This window comes from Clostridium sp. CM038 (assembly GCF_055081105.1).
The window spans coordinates 3,060,638-3,077,887 of record NZ_CM143651.1 but is presented as its reverse complement, the minus strand read 5'-3'; the positions used below and the strand labels follow the sequence as shown (position 1 = coordinate 3,077,887).

The window sequence follows — 17,250 nt, the reverse complement described above, 5'->3', positions numbered from 1 at the left end:
TTTCAGAAGGGGCACCCACTTACTTAAGTAGGAATATACATCTATAATAAAAATAAGAGTTAAGTAGAAATATAAAACGCCTTCTGAAGTCGTTAATATTGCAGCATCGCAGATGATGATTAACAATATTTCAGGAGGAAAGCCACCCACTTATATAAATAGGAATATAAATACCATAATAAATAGATAGGGATGTACATACTATAATAAAGAAAAATTAGGTTGAAAATATTATGGTTATTGAGTTATAATTTTATATACTTATGTTTTAATATTATACAAATACAATTAATAATTACAAATTTTATCAATAATGATATGTAATTAATAGAAAAAATATTATAAGTATCTGTAGCAGAGGGAATAAATTCGGTTTTTGAAGAATAAAGATATATAATAAATAGGCTATTTACTGAAATATTAGGTTATTTTAAAAAAATGGAGATTGAATCCAACTGCATTAACATATATAATAAGATATTAGGGTCAAAAAACACAAATAAATCCAGACTTGCGGGGAAAGAGAAGATAATTATGAAAAAAATATTACATGTTGGATTAGATGTAGGATCTACCACTGTTAAAATAGTAGTGTTAAATAATCAAGAAAAAATAATATATAGTAAGTATCAAAGGCATTTTTCTGATATAAAAAGTACAATAGCCGAGCTTTTATATGAGGCTTATAATGATTTCAGTGAATGCGATATAACTATAGTGGTAACGGGGTCTGGTGGACTAGCCTTATCTAAATGGCTCAATATCACATTTATTCAAGAAGTAGTTGCCAGTACTTATGCTATAGAAAATATTATCCCAAGAACTAATGTGGCTATTGAACTAGGTGGAGAAGATGCAAAGATTATATATTTTGATGGAGGAATAGACCAAAGAATGAATGGTACTTGCGCTGGTGGTACTGGCGCATTTATTGATCAGATGGCATCACTGCTTCAAACGGATGCAGCGGGACTTAATGAACTTGCAAAGAAGTATAAAACTATATACCCAATTGCAGCTAGATGCGGAGTTTTTGCTAAAACTGATATTCAACCCTTATTAAATGAAGGTGCTGCGAAAGAAGATATTGCTGTGTCAGTTTTTCAATCAGTAGTTAATCAAACTATTAGTGGACTTGCTTGCGGTAGACCGATTACGGGAAATGTTGCATTTTTAGGTGGGCCATTATATTTCTTGTCTGAACTACGACAAAGGTTTATTGAGACATTAAAGCTCTCAGAGGATCAAGTTATTTTTCCTAAGGATTCTCAGTTATTTGTTGCGCTAGGGGCTGCTATGTCATCAAAGAATGAGGGCATTATTTCTTTTGAAGAACTAAAGAGGCAGCTTCCAAAGTTAAAGGAAGTATCGAGCCTCGATGTTCGAAGACTTAGGCCTTTATTTATAGATGATGCGGAGCTACAAGTATTTAACAAAAGACAGAGCGAATATAAGGCAGCAAGAAAAGAATTAGCGGATTACACGGGGAATTGTTTTTTGGGAATAGATGCTGGATCTACAACTACCAAAGTTACACTTATAGATGAGGAAGGCGCAATTTTATACTCTTACTATGGAAGTAATGAAGGCAATCCATTGACCGTAGTTAGTAAAATATTAAAACATATATACACTATTTTACCGAGTGAAGTAATCATCAAAAATTCAGCGGTAACAGGTTATGGTGAAAGGCTAATAATGGCTGCATTAAAAGTGGACATTGGAGAAATTGAAACTATAGCTCATTACAAGGCAGCAAAATTCTTTTTGCCAGGAGTAGACTTTATATTAGACATTGGCGGGCAAGATATGAAGTGTTTAAAAATAAAAGATGGGGTAATCGATAGTATAATGCTAAATGAAGCATGTTCTTCTGGTTGTGGTTCTTTTATAGAAACTTTTGCTAATTCTTTAGATATGCAAATATCAGATTTTGCAAATGTAGCCTTGTCTGCTAAAAGCCCAGTGGACTTAGGTTCAAGATGTACTGTGTTTATGAATTCAAGGGTTAAACAGGCTCAGAAGGAAGGCGCCTCTATAGGGGGTATATCATCAGGACTTTCTTATTCGGTAATAAAAAATGCACTGCTTAAAGTTATTAAGATAAGAGACCCAAAGGACATGGGTAAGAAAATAATAGTTCAAGGCGGAACATTTTATAACAATTCGGTACTTAGGGCTTTTGAAATTATTTCAGGACGAGAGGCGGTTAGACCAGATATTGCAGGACTAATGGGTGCATTTGGTGCCGCACTTATTGCAAAGGAAAGAGCAGTAAAAGGCCAAATTTCTACATTGTTATCACTCGAACAATTGGATAGTTTTAATGTAGAAACTTCAATGGGTAGATGCAAGCAATGCGCAAATCAATGCGTTCTTACAATTAATAAATTTGATAATGAAAGGGAATTTATAACTGGTAATCGCTGTGAAAAAGCATTAGGAAAAAGCAGTAAAAAAGAAGAGGTTCCTAATCTCTATGACTATAAGTATAAAAGAATATTTGATTATACTCCATTAAAGAAGGAAGAGGCATTTAGGGGTGTAATAGGCATTCCAAGAGTACTTAACATATATGAAAATTATCCATTTTGGTTTACCTTCTTTACCAATTTAGGATTCAGGGTAGAAGTATCCCAAAGATCTTCTAAACAGGTATATGAAATGGGAATTGCAACTATTCCCTCAGAATCTGCTTGCTATCCGGCTAAAATAGCACATGGGCATATAATGAGTCTTATAAATAAGGGGGTAGACACTATATTCTATCCTTGTATTCCATATGAAAAAAAGGAGCAATCAGGCGCGGATAATCATTATAACTGTCCTATAGTAACTTCATATCCTGAGGTAATAAAAAATAATATGGATATTTTGAAGGAACGAGATATTAAGTTCCTGAATCCTTTTATTTCTTTAGATAATAAGAAAAAAATAATTGATAGATTAGCGGGTGAGCTAGCGAGTTTTGGAATTGATAAAAGAGAAGTTGCTATGGCGGTTAAAAAGGCATGGATCGAAACTGAAAAGGTAAAATTGGATATTCAAAGTAAAGGTGCGGAAGTCGTACAATATATTAGGAGGACCGGAAAAAGGGGTATTGTTTTGGCAGGGAGACCTTATCATATAGACCCAGAAATTAATCATGGAATCCCAAGTTTAATTACGGGATTTGATATGCCCGTGCTTACAGAGGATTCAGTGGCTCATCTAGGTGTTGTTGAAAGACCTTTAAAAATAGTAGATCAATGGGTATATCATTCTAGGTTATACGCAGCGGCGAGTTTTGTAGCAAAAGAGCCCAATATTGAGCTTATTCAGCTAAATTCTTTTGGGTGTGGACTTGATGCAGTTACCACGGACCAAGTTGGAGAAATTTTAGAAAATAGCGGCAAGATATATACAAGCTTAAAAATTGATGAGGGAAATAACTTGGGAGCTGCTAGAATTAGAATTAGATCCTTAAAAGCCGCCCTCGATGAAAGAGACAAGAACGGAACTTTGCCGAGTAAAACTGAAGCAATCAACAGTAGAATTATTTTCACCAAGGAAATGAGAAAAAATCACACGATTTTATGCCCGCAAATGTCTCCGGTGCATTTTCAATTTGTACAGGAAGCTTTTAATTCATCAGGATACAATTTAGAAATTTTACCTTCGGTAGATACTAAAGCTGTAGATGAAGGCTTAAAATATGTAAATAATGACGCTTGTTATCCAACAATAATTGTAGTAGGACAAATAATTGCTGCTTTAAAATCAGGTAGATATGAAATAGATAATACCTCCGTTATAATTTCTCAAACTTGTGGAGGATGTAGAGCTACAAATTATATTGGATTCCTTAGGAAAGCCTTGAAGGAAGCAGGGTTTCCAAAGGTTCCAGTAATATCCTTAAATGCTGCTGGTCTTGAGAAAAATCCGGGTTTAAAATTCACATATCCAATGGTTAAAAAATCGATAATGGCTTTAGTGTACGGAGATTTGTTTATGAGGGTACTATACAAGGTTAGACCTTATGAGAAGATACTAGGCTCAGCTAATTTACTTTATGAAAAATGGGTGAAAATATGCAAAGAAGCCGTGACAGAAGGTAATAGTCGCGAGTTTAATAATAATATATCTTCTATAGTAGCTGATTTTGACAATTTAGAAATCAAAAACATTTCGAAACCTCAGATAGGCCTAGTAGGAGAGATTTTAGTTAAGTTCCATCCTACAGCTAACAATAACATTATAGATGTTATTGAAAATGAAGGTGGGGAGGCAGTTATGCCGGATTTAACGGACTTTTTCTTATACTGTGCATATGATGCTGACTTTAAATATAAGTATTTGGGTAAGAGTAGGACGGATAAAGTACTAAGTAACATAGCGATTCGATATATAGAAGGTTTCAGAAAATGTATGAAATCAGCTTTAGAAAGTAGTAAAAGATTTCACGCACCTAAAACTATACAGGAATTAGCGAAAGGAGCAGCACCTATTTTATCACTAGGTAATCAAGCAGGTGAAGGATGGTTTCTCACCGCTGAAATGGTTGAGCTTATTGAAAGTGGAACAAGAAACATAGTGTGTATGCAACCTTTTGCTTGTCTTCCAAATCATGTAACAGGTAAAGGAATGATTAAAGAATTAAAGCGGAGGTATCCAGGCTCTAATATAACCGCTATAGATTATGACCCGGGTGCAAGTGAAGTAAATCAAATTAATAGAATAAAGCTTATGATGTCCATTGCTTTTAAAAACCTTAAGAGTGAGGAAGAAGTTAAAATTGCGCACCAAGAAGTAGCTAGTGATAAAAAAACAGATTAAAAATCTAATGAATTGTTAATTACAAGTTTTTTCTTAAATTATGCTACAACGAAAAGTATATATTGCTAAGTGATTTCACATCGCGAAGTAATTCTAAAATCTATTTTATTTACAGTTGCTAAAAAATACAAACTCGCTTACGCTCAAACATATATTTTTCTTCACCCATCTGTAATTAAAATAAATTAAGAATCACTAAGGCTAGTTCAAATGCATTTTACGCAATATATACTTTTGTTAGCATAATCCAAGAAAAAATATTCAAATCATCATATTCCACACAATGTATTATGATGAAAAAGTATGGAATTTATTGATATAGACACATAAAAGAATATGGAATATAAGAGAGGGGTAATACCTTCTTTTTTTATGGAATGAATTAATTATCTGATTTATAATACATTTTGTGTAGAATTATAATTTATTATTTGGAGGAAAAAATGAAACCAATAAAATTAAATAACTTTGAAGCATATACGCTAAAAGATGACTTTTACGGTGAAATTATTTCCTATATGTTAATTGCAGATTTCAGAAGAAAATGAACATTGGATGATTTTCCAGAATTAAAAAGAATAGAAGAGGAAGAAGAGTTTGAAAGAAGTAATTTTATTAAGGTAATATTTTTGCATAATTCACAAATTGAAAAAGATCTTGAGAATGAACTAGTAAGCATTGCAGGAGGATTTTTAGAAAATAAGGATGAGTGCCATTCAAATAAAACGCAATGATTTTATCATAGCGTTTTTGTTATAACTATATCTAAGTGTAGTTATATTGTATTAAATCTTAATTTTAACAAGTATTTTCTCATTAGATATAAAGTGACTCCCGAAGGGGAAAAAGAGATAAGGCAATGGATGGAAGCAGATAATGAAAAAGACACTTCTAGAAGTGAATTCCTTTTAAAAATGTTTTTATCAAATGAGAAAAATGTGGAGGAAATGCGAAAACATATTATTCGGTTTAAAGAACAATCAGAACAAAAGTTGGAATTATTTAATTTGTTTGATGTGCAGTTAAATAGAGACATAGAAATACATAATAATCATAAGCATATACTTTATGTATTAAATCTAGGCATACGTCAGGCAAAGTTATATATTGATTGGAGTAAGGAAATCTTAGAACATTTGGAGAAGGGAGAATAATATGGATAAAGTAATGGAGATTTTACAAAATAACATAGGATTCTCATGGAAAGGGTTAATAGTCTTTATATTACCTATGCTATCGAATATTCTCTTTTTTATATTGAAGGATCCAAATGGTTCGACGGTAGTAACCAATAAACATCTCTTATTAGATATTATTGAGCATGGCAGTCAAACGATATTTTTTGCACTTTTGATATTTGGGGTCAGTAAGAAAGTTTCTCCAATATTATGTGGATATACAATTTTTATGTTAATAATATTATTATCATACTATGGATTTTGGATAGCATATTTTACAATAGGTACTAATTTTATTATGATTATATCAATGGCTGTTTTTCCTGTAATTTATTTCATTTTAGCAGAAATATGGCTTCACAATCTATTTGCTATTGTACCACTAACGATTTTTGGGATAGCACATACTATAATTACTTATATAGATTATTATTCATCATATTAATATAACAATAAAACCTCAGTTATTCAAATCATAGTTTATTATATTGTATACTTATAGATTTATAGTTTATGTGAAAATGATTTATTCAGTTTATATATTTGATTCGCAAAATAAATCTGTAGGTGGTTCAAAAGATATACAAATAACATTTACGGTTAAAAAGATAAATGGTACATTATGGAAAACGAAGAACCGGCCTAAATTTTAAAATAGGCCTTTGAATTTTAGCAAAACAACCGTACTTACCTTATTTGTGGATAACTTTTTTTATGGAATGAATTAATTATCTGATTTATAACCATTTTGTTATAACAGCACCAACCCCAATTAATATATATAATACCATCATATATACGATCAACATACCAGTTTCAATAGAATGAACACCCATTGAATATAGAATAAGTAAAATAGCCCCACTACCCAAAAGAACAACGTAAAGTACAATCATAAGATAACGTTTCAAAAGTAGCAGAGTTCGTTCATCAGCATCTGGAATATTACCATTTCTTTTTTTATTCCACTTATATAAAATCAAAGTTATGATATTTCCGAATGCTAACCCACCTATAATAGGCATAACATATTCAATAGGGTCTTCACCAAAAATATACACCCAAAAACCACCTATCATCATACATAACATGATAAACACCCAACCAAAGATTTGCAATTTTTTATTTTTCATAGTTATTCCCCCTTTGATTTTCCTAAATAAAATAATTCCTCAATTGGCACATCAAAATACTGTATTAATTTTAGTGCTAACTCCAAACTGGGATTATATTTATTTTTCTCAATTGCATTTATAGTTTGCCTCGTAACTTGTAAATCTTCTGCCATTTTAACTTGTGTTATCATCTTTTCTTGACGAATTTCACGAATATGATTTATCACCCTCATTTGTAGCCCTCCAATCAATAAGTAAAGATATCTTTACTTATATTATAAAGAAAATATTACTGAGTGTAAAGATATATTTACACTAAATATATCTCTATATCTTAGAAAAATGGTATAATAGGGTATATTAAAATAACAATTCAAAAGGGAAGCCATTTTATTTGTGAACTGCCCCCTGTCAAGTAGACAGTGGAAATAATTAAAGATTTTATGTAAGGCGTCTATCATTTGGTAGGCGCTTTATTTATGCTGCATTACCTAATAGATATCGCTGATATTCCATTGGTGTCATGCACTTTAAACGTTTTTGATAACGTCTATTATTATAATATTCTATATAGTCTTCAATCGATTTCTTTAAGCTTTCATAGTCTTCAAATTTATGAAGATAATACATTTCTGTTTTTAAGATTCCCCAAAATCCTTCCATTGGACCATTATCAATACAATGCCCAACCCTCGACATGCTCTGTATCATTCCAGCTTTTTTTAGTTTTTCTTTAAATATTTTTGAAGTATACTGGAAACCTCGGTCACTATGAAATATTGGTTTAGCATCAGGGTATACTTTAACAGCAAGATTAAAGGTTTGATAAACCAATTGGTTATTATTAGAATGACCAATGACATATGAAACAATACTTCTATCACCTAAATCAAATATTGCACTTAGATAAGCCTTTTGTCCACTTCTCCCATATTTAAACTCGGTTACATCTGTAAGCCATTTTTTATTGACTTGTTCTGCTTTAAAATTTCTATCCAAAATATTTTCTGCAGTAACTTCAGGAGTTGACTTAATATAATTATATCTTTTTTTTCTGCATACGGATTTTAATCCTAATATCTGCATCAGACGATAAATTCGTTTATAATTAACTTTTTTATTATATTCTCTACGGATTTTAATCGTCATCTGGCGATAGCCTAAGATACCGTCTTTTTCCTCATATAACTCACAAATAAGCTTTAATAATTCTTCGTTTTTCAATACTCGGTTACTTTTTTCTCTGTGTAGCCATTTATAATATGCAGAATGGCTAACGCCGCCTATAATGCACAACTCAGTTATAGGAAATTTATCTTTGTTAGATAATTCTTGGATTGCAAGATAAGTATCTTCGTATCTAGCTTCGCTTAATATCGCCTTCTTTCTATCTCTTGGATTTTTTTTAGAAGAGCATTCTCCATCCGTAATCTTCTATTTTGTGCTTCTAAAAGCTTGTATTGAGCTTTTAGCTTTTCATCTTCTGTCATTAACTCTTCAGCCTTTGGCTTTCCACGTCGGTCCAAAAGCCCTTCAATACCAAACTGATTATACTTCTTCATCCAGGTATAAATCTGAGGATAAGATACCTTATATTTTTCAACAGTTTTATTATAACTGTTATTGTTTTCAATACAGTACTTTATGATTTCAATGCGTTCAATATAAGAAGTTTTGCGTCCTTTGGTCATGATTATTTTTCCTCCTGTTCCAGAAGATTTTATGTTTTCATGACCATTATACTTCTTTATCCAATTGCATAAAACTGTATTTGACGAAATATGATACTTAATGCATAAATCATTCAGTGAGCCATGCCCATCAAGATATTCTTTTACAATGTTAATCTTGATTTTGGCAGTATAAGAAGTATTTTTGCTAGAATGTTTTAACCCAGCTTCACCTTCTGATTTATATCGTATTACCCATTTTTGAAAAGAACTCTTATGTACTTGAAGTTTGTTGCATAAACTTAACATACTAGCTTTTCCATTTAAATATGATGTTACAGCCTTAATTTTTTGTTGGTCTGATATAGTTGATTTTCTTCCCATAAAAAAATAGCCCTCCTTATAGTAAACAGTTTTATTATTTTAACTGTCTACCATAAGGGGAGCATATCATTTGGGACTTCCCTTAATTTATATATTAATATTATCATTTATCCTTTAATTTTTTTCATTAGCTCAATATACAATTTTGGGTCTGCTTCTGATTTGTAAACAAATACCTTCCACTTACCATTTTCGTTTAAAAGCCCTATATATCCTTTTGCTGTATCAGTTCGTTCAGACTTCCCATTAGTAGAAATAAACTTCAATTTAGCTTCATAATAATATCCAGCTTTATCTTCTTTCTCACCATACAAATTTTTATCTAAGATAAAGTCTGTAACATGTAAAGTATAATTATTATCATTACAGAACTTTGTAGCCACAATATTGTAATGTCCCGCAATAGTTTCATACCCCTTTGCTGTCATTAAAGGTAGTAAATTTTTATCAAGGGACTGTATAATTTTGATATATTCCTGTGTATGTGGTATAACTCCATCAGTATTTGTGGGATTTCCACTTGCTATATCCATTTTTTTACCTTCCCTAAGAAGTTTCTTATACTCAGCAACTTTTTCTGTATTTACTGTGTAGAGATTTCTTCCAAGTTCTTGAGCAACTTTTTGTGCATTGTTTTCATCTGAACTTTTACATCCAGTAAAAGCTATAGTTATTAAAAATAGTAGACTGAATAATTTCATTATTTTTTTCAGGATTATTCCCCCTTTATTATATATAAATTGCTTGCCGTTAAACTTGCCATAATAAAACCTCCGTAATCCTTCATATAGTCTTATTATATCCGAATATTCATAAAATGTTAATTATTAACATTAAATTTAAACATAGCCTTTTTTATAGTTGAGAGTTGATAATTGAGGTTGAGTTTTCATTTAGAAATTCTTGTTTTACGAATATTAAATTCAAAGGATATGTACCACATCTGCAGCCCACCGGCTAAAAGACTTTTGGGGCGATTATAGAGAAGTAATAGTTTCTTTATATGCCATTCATCTTAGACACATATTGGGGTAGTTGCATAATAGGGTATACTAAAATAAATAACAAATATTTTTATGCGCAAAAAAAAGTATATATTACGTATAATGCATTGAAACTAGCTTTAGAACCCCTTATTTTATTTTTAATTAAGAAACGCTCAGAAAAACATATGTTTGAGCGACAGCGAGTTTATGTTTTTTAGCAAATTAATTAAAAATAAAATTAGTAGTTCTTAGCGAAGTGAATGCATTAATAGTAATGTATACTTTTTTACTTTTTATTTTAAGTCTTTTACGGCTTTGTCGCTAAAGGAATTGTTGACGATTTTATTAAAAGATGGTCTTTCGGGAATTAACGCTGCGTTATAAGATTGTATTATATCCATAAGCTTTGTTAAGTCATCTGATTTTAATATTGGGTTCGGCGCAAAAGCATTTATATCTCTATAGTTTTTAATGGATGAAGTAAGAACAGCCTCATCTGCGCCAGGGAAATAAGATTTAATTGAAGTCATTACTTCTTTATCGGAATGACTACTTACCCATTTTTGACCTTTATATATTGCATTAGTGAATTTTTGAACCATTTCTGGATTTTTTTCTATATAAGATTTTGTGGAAAAAAAACATGTATAAGGTATGGTTCCAGCGGACGCTCCGATGGAGGCTACAATATGTCCAGAATTATCTTTTTTCATCATACTAGCACTAGGTTCAAAAAGAGTAACATAATTACCTGCTCCGCCCTTGAAAGCACCGGACGTAGCTGTGAAAGCGAGGTTTGTAACAAGATTTATATCAATAACTGGTTTAATACCATGATTTTTTAAGACATACTCAAAAGCCATTTCAGGTACGCCGCCAGGTCTTCCTCCTATTACAGTTTTACCCTTTAAGGATTCCCATTTGAAATTCGCTTCAGCATTTCTGCCTACTAAGAAAGATCCATCTTTTTGTGTTAATTGTGCAAAAATAACAGGATAGTCTTCTCGGTGTTGATTATAGATGTAAATAACTTGCTCAGGTCCACAGAAACCTATATCTACAGATTTGCTTAATACCTGCTGCATAGTTTTGTCCGCTCCTTGCCCAGTTGAAAGGTTGATTTCAATACCCTCTTCTTTAAAGAAGCCTTGAGAAATAGCTGCATACATAGGGGCATAGAAAATAGAACGAACTACTTCACTTAATTTTACTTTTACTAAAGCATCACTAGGTTTCTTTTTACAGCCGGAAAATAAGGTGGTTATCAAGGCGAAAGAAAGAAACAGGGAAAAAATCGAAATTTTTTTAAGCTTCATAGATACCTCCATATTATATAGTTGCTATAATTATATAATATGAAAGAGCGTGTAGATGTGACATTTTAAATTCAAAAATGAAATACCTTGACATATGTAAATTAAGAGGTATACAATAAATGAAAGACAAGTGAATAATAATTGAACAACTAGATAATAATTTCATAAAACATTCAAAAGCGTAGATGAAGAGGAGTAGGGGAAAATAATATTAAGAGAGGAAGATCCAGAGGCTGTAAGATCTTCTATATGAAAAACCTTGAAGGTAGCTTCGGAGCTTCTTTGCCAATTCATGTAATTATGAGTAGATGGCAAAGACGGTTTTCTTAATCGTTAAATTTTAAAGAGCCTGCAAAATTGTAGGAAAAAAGGTGGTACCGCGAGCTTTTCGTCCTTTTATAGACGAAGGCTCTTTTTTTATTGTTTGAAATTTATTGCTAAAATAAATTGACATACTAATTATTGTTTAGGAGGAGTTAATAATGGAAGAAAATAATAATATTGCTAAGAATTATGATCCAAAAGAGTTTGAAGAACGACTTTACGCATGGTGGGAAGAAAAAGGATTTTTTACTCCAACCGTTGATAAAGATAAAAAACCATTTACAATAGTAATGCCCCCACCAAACATTACAGGAAAATTACATTTAGGGCATGCTCTTGATAATACTCTTCAAGATATTCTAATAAGAACTAAAAGAATGCAAGGGTACAATACCTTGTGGCTTCCTGGTGAGGACCATGCTAGTATTGCAACAGAAGTAAAGGTTGAAAATGAACTTTTAAAAAAAGGGCTTAAGAAAAAAGAAATGGGAAGAGAAGCCTTCCTTGAAAAAGTTTGGGAGTGGACTAATGAATATAGAGAAAAAATAAGAGGACAAATAAAGAAAATGGGATGTTCTGTTGATTTTACTAGGGAAAGCTTTACCATGGATGAAAACTTAAACCATGCAGTAAGAGAAGTTTTCGTTAAATTATATAAGGATGGACTAATATACCAAGGCAATAGGATAACAAATTGGTGCCCAAAATGCATGACGGCAATTTCAGATGCTGAAATAGAGTTTGAAGAACAAGAGGGGCACTTCTGGCATGTTAAATATCCAATAATAGGTAGCGATGAGTTTTTAGAAATAGCTACCACGAGGCCGGAAACTATGCTTGGAGATACGGCGGTAGCTGTAAATCCTAAAGATCCACGGTATACACATTTAGTAGGAAAAAAAATAATGCTACCTCTAGTAAATAGAGAAATACCAATAATTGCAGATGATTATGTTGATATAGAGTTTGGAACAGGCGCAGTTAAAATTACTCCAGCACATGATCCTAATGATTACCAAGTAGGAAAAAGACATAATCTTCCAGAAATAGTGGTTTTGGATGAAAATGCAGCTATATGCGAGGGTTATGGAAAATATTCAGGTCTTGATAAATATGACGCAAGAAAGGTCCTGGTAGAAGATTTACATAATGCAGGACTACTTGTTAAAATAAAAGACCACGCTCATAATGTAGGTACTCATGATAGGTGTAAAACCACTGTAGAACCAATGTTATCAAAACAATGGTATGTTAAAATGAAATCACTTGCAAAACCAGCTATAGAGGCTGTACGGGAAAATAAAACTAAATTTGTTCCTGAAAGATTTGAAAAAACATACTTCAATTGGATGGAGAATATTCAAGATTGGTGTATATCAAGACAGTTATGGTGGGGACATAGAATACCAGTATGGTATTGCAAAGATTGTGGGGAAATTATAGTTACAGTTAATGCGCCAACAAGTTGCAGTAAATGTAATAGTACAAATCTTAATCAAGATAAAGATGTGCTTGATACTTGGTTTAGTTCAGCATTGTGGCCTTTCTCAACACTTGGCTTTCCAAATAACACAGAGGATTTAAAACAGTTCTATCCAACAAGTGTTTTAGTAACTGGATATGATATTATATTCTTCTGGGTAGCAAGAATGATTTTTTCAGGGATTTATAATTTAGGGGAAGTGCCATTTGAAACAGTAGTAATACATGGAATGGTTAGAGATGATCAAGGAAGAAAAATGTCTAAGTCTCTGGGAAATGGTATTGATCCATTAGACGTAATAGACCAATATGGTTCAGATGCGTTAAGGTTTTCGCTCGCAACAGGAAACTCTCCAGGCAGTGATATAAGGTTCTATGAGTCAAGAGTTGAAGCAGCTAGAAACTTTGCTAATAAAATTTGGAATGCTTCTAGATTTGTTATGATGAACAATAATTGCGAATTAATGGAGAAATATAAAGATAATAAAAATTACACTGTTGCAGACAAATGGATATTATCAAGAATGAACACTGTAATAAAAGAAGTTACAGAAAATATTGAGAAATATGAAATAGGGATAGCACTTCAAAAGACTCATGATTTCATGTGGACAGAATTCTGTGATTGGTATATTGAACTTGTTAAACCAGTATTATACGCAGAAGATGGAGAGGCTAAAGGCATCGCATTAAATGTATTAAACAATGTATTAAAAACTGGGCTTAAATTACTTCATCCTGTTATGCCATTTATAACAGAAGAAATTTATACTCACTTAGATAATGAGTATGAATCTATAACGATTTCTAAGTGGCCAGAGTATGACGATGCTCTTAAAGATGAAAAAGCGCAGGAAAATATGAATTATATCATAGAAGCGATAAAAGACGTAAGAAATGCTAGATCGGATATGAATGTAGCACCTTCAAGAAAAGCTAAAGTATTTATATATGCTACAGAGGCAAAAGAAGCATTTGAGGAAGGTATGGTTTATTTTCAAAAACTTGCATCAGCTAGTGAGGTTAAGTTTCTAGCTACAAAAGCCGAAGCACCAGAAAATGTAGTTACAGTAGTAACTAAGGGCGCGCAGGTATATATGCCATTACTTGAGCTTGTAGACTTAGAAAAAGAATTAGAAAGATTAAATAAAGAAAAAGAAAAACTAAAAAAAGAAATAGATAGAGTAGAGAAAAAGCTTTGTAATGAAAGATTCACAGCTAAAGCTCCAATTGAAGTGGTTGATGAGGAAAAAGCTAAGGGCGAAAAATATAAAGAAATGTATGATTTAGTAATTAAAAGTATAGAAAACTTGAAATAATCTTTAATAAAAAGCAAGATAAACTATAGAATAGACACTTGAAAAGTCTATTCTATAGTTTTTTTTGTTTTTACCATACAAATAAAAAGTTGGAATATTGAAAAAAATGAATGGTGTGAGTTCAGCATACCAATAATTATGCAAGGTGTATTGATAAAGAACAGGAGAAAAGATTCTCTAATTTGATCTACTATAAGATAAGTGAAAAAAGGTGAATCTAATTTAGAGGTGGCCAACTATTAAAATAAATGAAACATATAAAAATATATTTCATTAGTTTAATTCTATTATTAATTCCTTTTTCATAAATAGAAATATAGATTACTATGAATTTATTTTCATAATGAAACCTGTTATATATACTAATGTATTTTACAAAACATACAAAATATATAAAAAACACGAAGGAATCACAAATAAAATATGGATAATATATGGATTTACTTACAAAAAATACATTGACTTCTGGAAAAATATTATTATACTTAAAATAAGATTAAAGGGGAGGACCTACGATAGTGCAAAATAATACTGTGAATATTTTTCAAATCAGCATTTATAAAGGTTAAGATGGCTATGAAATATGAAGGAATATAAAAGATATATGAATAATATATTTAATTATTTTATTGTTGTAAAATGGACATGTTAAAAAAAATCGGATAAATCAAATGATTTGATAACGGAATAGTTACATGAAAATATTTTAAAATGAAATATTTATCCGGAGCAACTTCAATAGTGTAAGTAATTTCGAATCTTTCAACAACGAGATAATCTTGTATTCTTAAAATTAATAAAGGTAAGATAATAAGCTATAATTCAAAAAACAAGATTAGTGTTTGAGTAGTCACGGAAACTAATATGTAAAACTTAATTATGTATAGAGTCATTATAGTGCTATAAATTTTATGTTCAGAGAGCAGTTAGGAATAAAAATAGGTATAGCAAACAAGCCTACACGATGCAGGAATTTTCAGAAAAAAGTACTTAATTGTCAAACAGCTACTCTAATAAATTTAAAATACTAAAACCTGAAACTTTAAGTCTTGCATCTAGATGAATATTAATTCCAGCAATCATAGTCATAAATGAATAACGTTTTTTACCATGTATTCGTAAAGTATGAATTTTATAATCATTTAGAATACGATTGTTTATACGTTCTGAGCAGGTTCTAGTTTTATAAATAGTTTTCCATTGTTTTGAGCCGCGAGGCACAGGAGTAAACAACCGCAAATCCCATGATGGTTTAGTGTAGATTACTCGCCCATAAGGTGAAGGTGAGCACTGTTCACAGCAAGAGCAACTAGCAACCTTTTTTAAAACTAAAGGGCAACGCCATTTAAGGCGTGAACGACTTTTTTCATAACCGTTATAGACCATTTCATGGCCACCAATACAGATAGGAAATCCTTTTTCATTAATATCTAGAGTAACTGGATATTTTGAATTTCCTTTGTTTTTGGAGTTCAGATCAATAAAGGGATTAATGTTCCATTTAGAACATAATTCATATGTAGGGTAGTTATCATTAGCTGAGTCAAGAACATAATTTGATATAGTGAACTGCGGTAACAGTTCTCTAAATTCAGCTAATGCTACTATTCCAGTGACACTGTCGTGTCTGCTTGCCTCTACAAATCGTAGATAAATAGGTAGATCTATCTTATATTTTTTATTATAGACAGATAAAGCATAGAGAGTGTAGCCATAAAACCAACGATTTTCATGGCTGTCCCAACCCCAATTAGCATTTATGTCAGAAAGTCTACGAGGGCATTTGCAATCGTAAATTCCATTTTCACGGCAGTCACAAACTTTAGAACCATAGTAAGAAGACTTACAGTGAACACAAGTACCATCGCCGCCAACTGTAAGGTTATCTTTTTCTATTAAGTTAAGATTAAAAGAGGGTTCTACAGCAACTAATGAGAATATTTTTTGAAGCAGCCTTTCGGCTCTTAGGGAAAATGAGCGACCAGCTTCAAAAAAATCTGAAATTCTCTTAACAACACCAGTTTTTTTATTAGGAAGCTTTTTATTTTTCCCGGGTGCCTTAATTTTAGAGGGTTTCTTCTTATACGAATATATTTTTTTTAGGTTTACCCTGTCGGTAGACAGATTTGAAAGCCATAATCTAGAGATAAAATCATAATGAGCACCAAGTGATGGGACATTATTTTTAGTGCAGCCTATACAGGTTGCAAGTAACTCACAGGCATGAATCTTTTTAACCCAGTTGGTAATGCTTGTTTCCTTTTGAAAAAGCATTAAAGAAAATGAACGAAATATCTCAGGTTGAAGAGTTGCAGGTCTACCAATATTAGAATAATAAGGTTTTAATATCTCTCTAAGAATATCTAAGTCTAAGCAATACAACTTAGAGATAGAAGGTTCAAGTTCTATAATTTTTTTAGGAAAAGCTTTGTAGAAACATGAGAGATTTAAAATAATAAATTGCTGATAATCAGCATGAGAGCTCCAATTTTTAAGCATAAAATAATCCTCCTATTAAAACATGTCTTTAAGAGGAGGACCGCAAAATTTTACAGGCTTGTCAAGTGTTTTATGCAAAAAAAGTGGGGGAATCAACAAAAATTAATGATACTAAAAATGAGTAATCACAGGAGCTAAGGAGTTTCCGTGAAAGCTCTGTTT

12 protein-coding genes and 1 other annotated feature are annotated in these 17,250 nt (G+C 31.6%); of the genes, 5 read left to right on the top strand and 7 right to left on the bottom strand.

The window, feature by feature from the left end:
• The first annotated feature begins 534 nt into the window (after positions 1 to 534).
• From ACWJKS_RS14100 to ACWJKS_RS14085, 4 genes are all read left to right on the top strand, one after another.
• Positions 535 to 4,815 (top strand): acyl-CoA dehydratase activase-related protein, encoded by a 4,281-nt coding sequence (locus ACWJKS_RS14100; RefSeq protein WP_462959810.1) that lies wholly within the window; start codon positions 535 to 537, stop codon positions 4,813 to 4,815.
• 551 nt (positions 4,816 to 5,366) lie between these two features.
• Positions 5,367 to 5,549 carry a hypothetical protein gene (locus ACWJKS_RS14095; RefSeq protein WP_216302018.1) on the top strand — a complete coding sequence of 61 codons (183 nt, stop codon included), beginning with the start codon at positions 5,367 to 5,369 and terminating at the stop codon, positions 5,547 to 5,549.
• 129 nt (positions 5,550 to 5,678) lie between these two features.
• Entirely contained in the window at positions 5,679 to 5,969 is a 291-nt protein-coding gene (locus ACWJKS_RS14090; protein ID WP_258875977.1) for a hypothetical protein, read from the top strand.
• 1 nt (position 5,970) lies between these two features.
• Entirely contained in the window at positions 5,971 to 6,438 is a 468-nt protein-coding gene (locus tag ACWJKS_RS14085; RefSeq protein WP_462959809.1) for a hypothetical protein, read from the top strand.
• A 292-nt stretch (positions 6,439 to 6,730) separates the two neighbouring features.
• Here ACWJKS_RS14085 and ACWJKS_RS14080 read toward each other — a convergent pair whose 3' ends face one another.
• From ACWJKS_RS14080 to ACWJKS_RS14055, 6 genes are all read right to left on the bottom strand, one after another.
• On the bottom strand, positions 6,731 to 7,126 hold the full coding sequence (locus ACWJKS_RS14080) for a hypothetical protein (protein ID WP_462952812.1): 396 nt from the start codon (positions 7,124 to 7,126) through the stop codon (positions 6,731 to 6,733).
• 2 nt (positions 7,127 to 7,128) lie between these two features.
• Complete coding sequence (locus ACWJKS_RS14075; protein WP_216302022.1) at positions 7,129 to 7,341, bottom strand: helix-turn-helix transcriptional regulator; 213 nt, start codon at positions 7,339 to 7,341, stop codon at positions 7,129 to 7,131.
• 244 nt (positions 7,342 to 7,585) lie between these two features.
• Positions 7,586 to 8,485, bottom strand: coding sequence for an IS3 family transposase (locus tag ACWJKS_RS14070; protein ID WP_258280758.1), 900 nt, complete (start codon positions 8,483 to 8,485; stop codon positions 7,586 to 7,588).
• Positions 8,479 to 9,162 (bottom strand): helix-turn-helix domain-containing protein, encoded by a 684-nt coding sequence (locus ACWJKS_RS14065; protein WP_258280590.1) that lies wholly within the window; start codon positions 9,160 to 9,162, stop codon positions 8,479 to 8,481. The genes ACWJKS_RS14070 and ACWJKS_RS14065 overlap by 7 nt, the downstream gene beginning before the upstream one ends.
• A 107-nt stretch (positions 9,163 to 9,269) precedes the next feature.
• Positions 9,270 to 9,863 carry a hypothetical protein gene (locus ACWJKS_RS14060; RefSeq protein ID WP_462959808.1) on the bottom strand — a complete coding sequence of 198 codons (594 nt, stop codon included), beginning with the start codon at positions 9,861 to 9,863 and terminating at the stop codon, positions 9,270 to 9,272.
• Between the two features lie 578 nt (positions 9,864 to 10,441).
• Positions 10,442 to 11,464, bottom strand: a complete 1,023-nt coding sequence (locus tag ACWJKS_RS14055; protein ID WP_220287396.1) for an ABC transporter substrate-binding protein — start codon at positions 11,462 to 11,464, stop codon at positions 10,442 to 10,444.
• Between the two features lie 173 nt (positions 11,465 to 11,637).
• Positions 11,638 to 11,863: a binding site (T-box leader), on the top strand.
• Positions 11,864 to 11,946: 83 nt separating this feature from the next.
• On the opposite strand from ACWJKS_RS14055, the gene ACWJKS_RS14050 reads away from it, so the two are divergent.
• On the top strand, positions 11,947 to 14,589 hold the full coding sequence (locus ACWJKS_RS14050; RefSeq protein ID WP_462959807.1) for a valine--tRNA ligase: 2,643 nt from the start codon (positions 11,947 to 11,949) through the stop codon (positions 14,587 to 14,589).
• 1,005 nt (positions 14,590 to 15,594) lie between these two features.
• Here ACWJKS_RS14050 and ACWJKS_RS14045 read toward each other — a convergent pair.
• Positions 15,595 to 17,088 (bottom strand): hypothetical protein, encoded by a 1,494-nt coding sequence (locus ACWJKS_RS14045; protein WP_462959674.1) that lies wholly within the window; start codon positions 17,086 to 17,088, stop codon positions 15,595 to 15,597.
• Positions 17,089 to 17,250 lie beyond the last annotated feature (162 nt).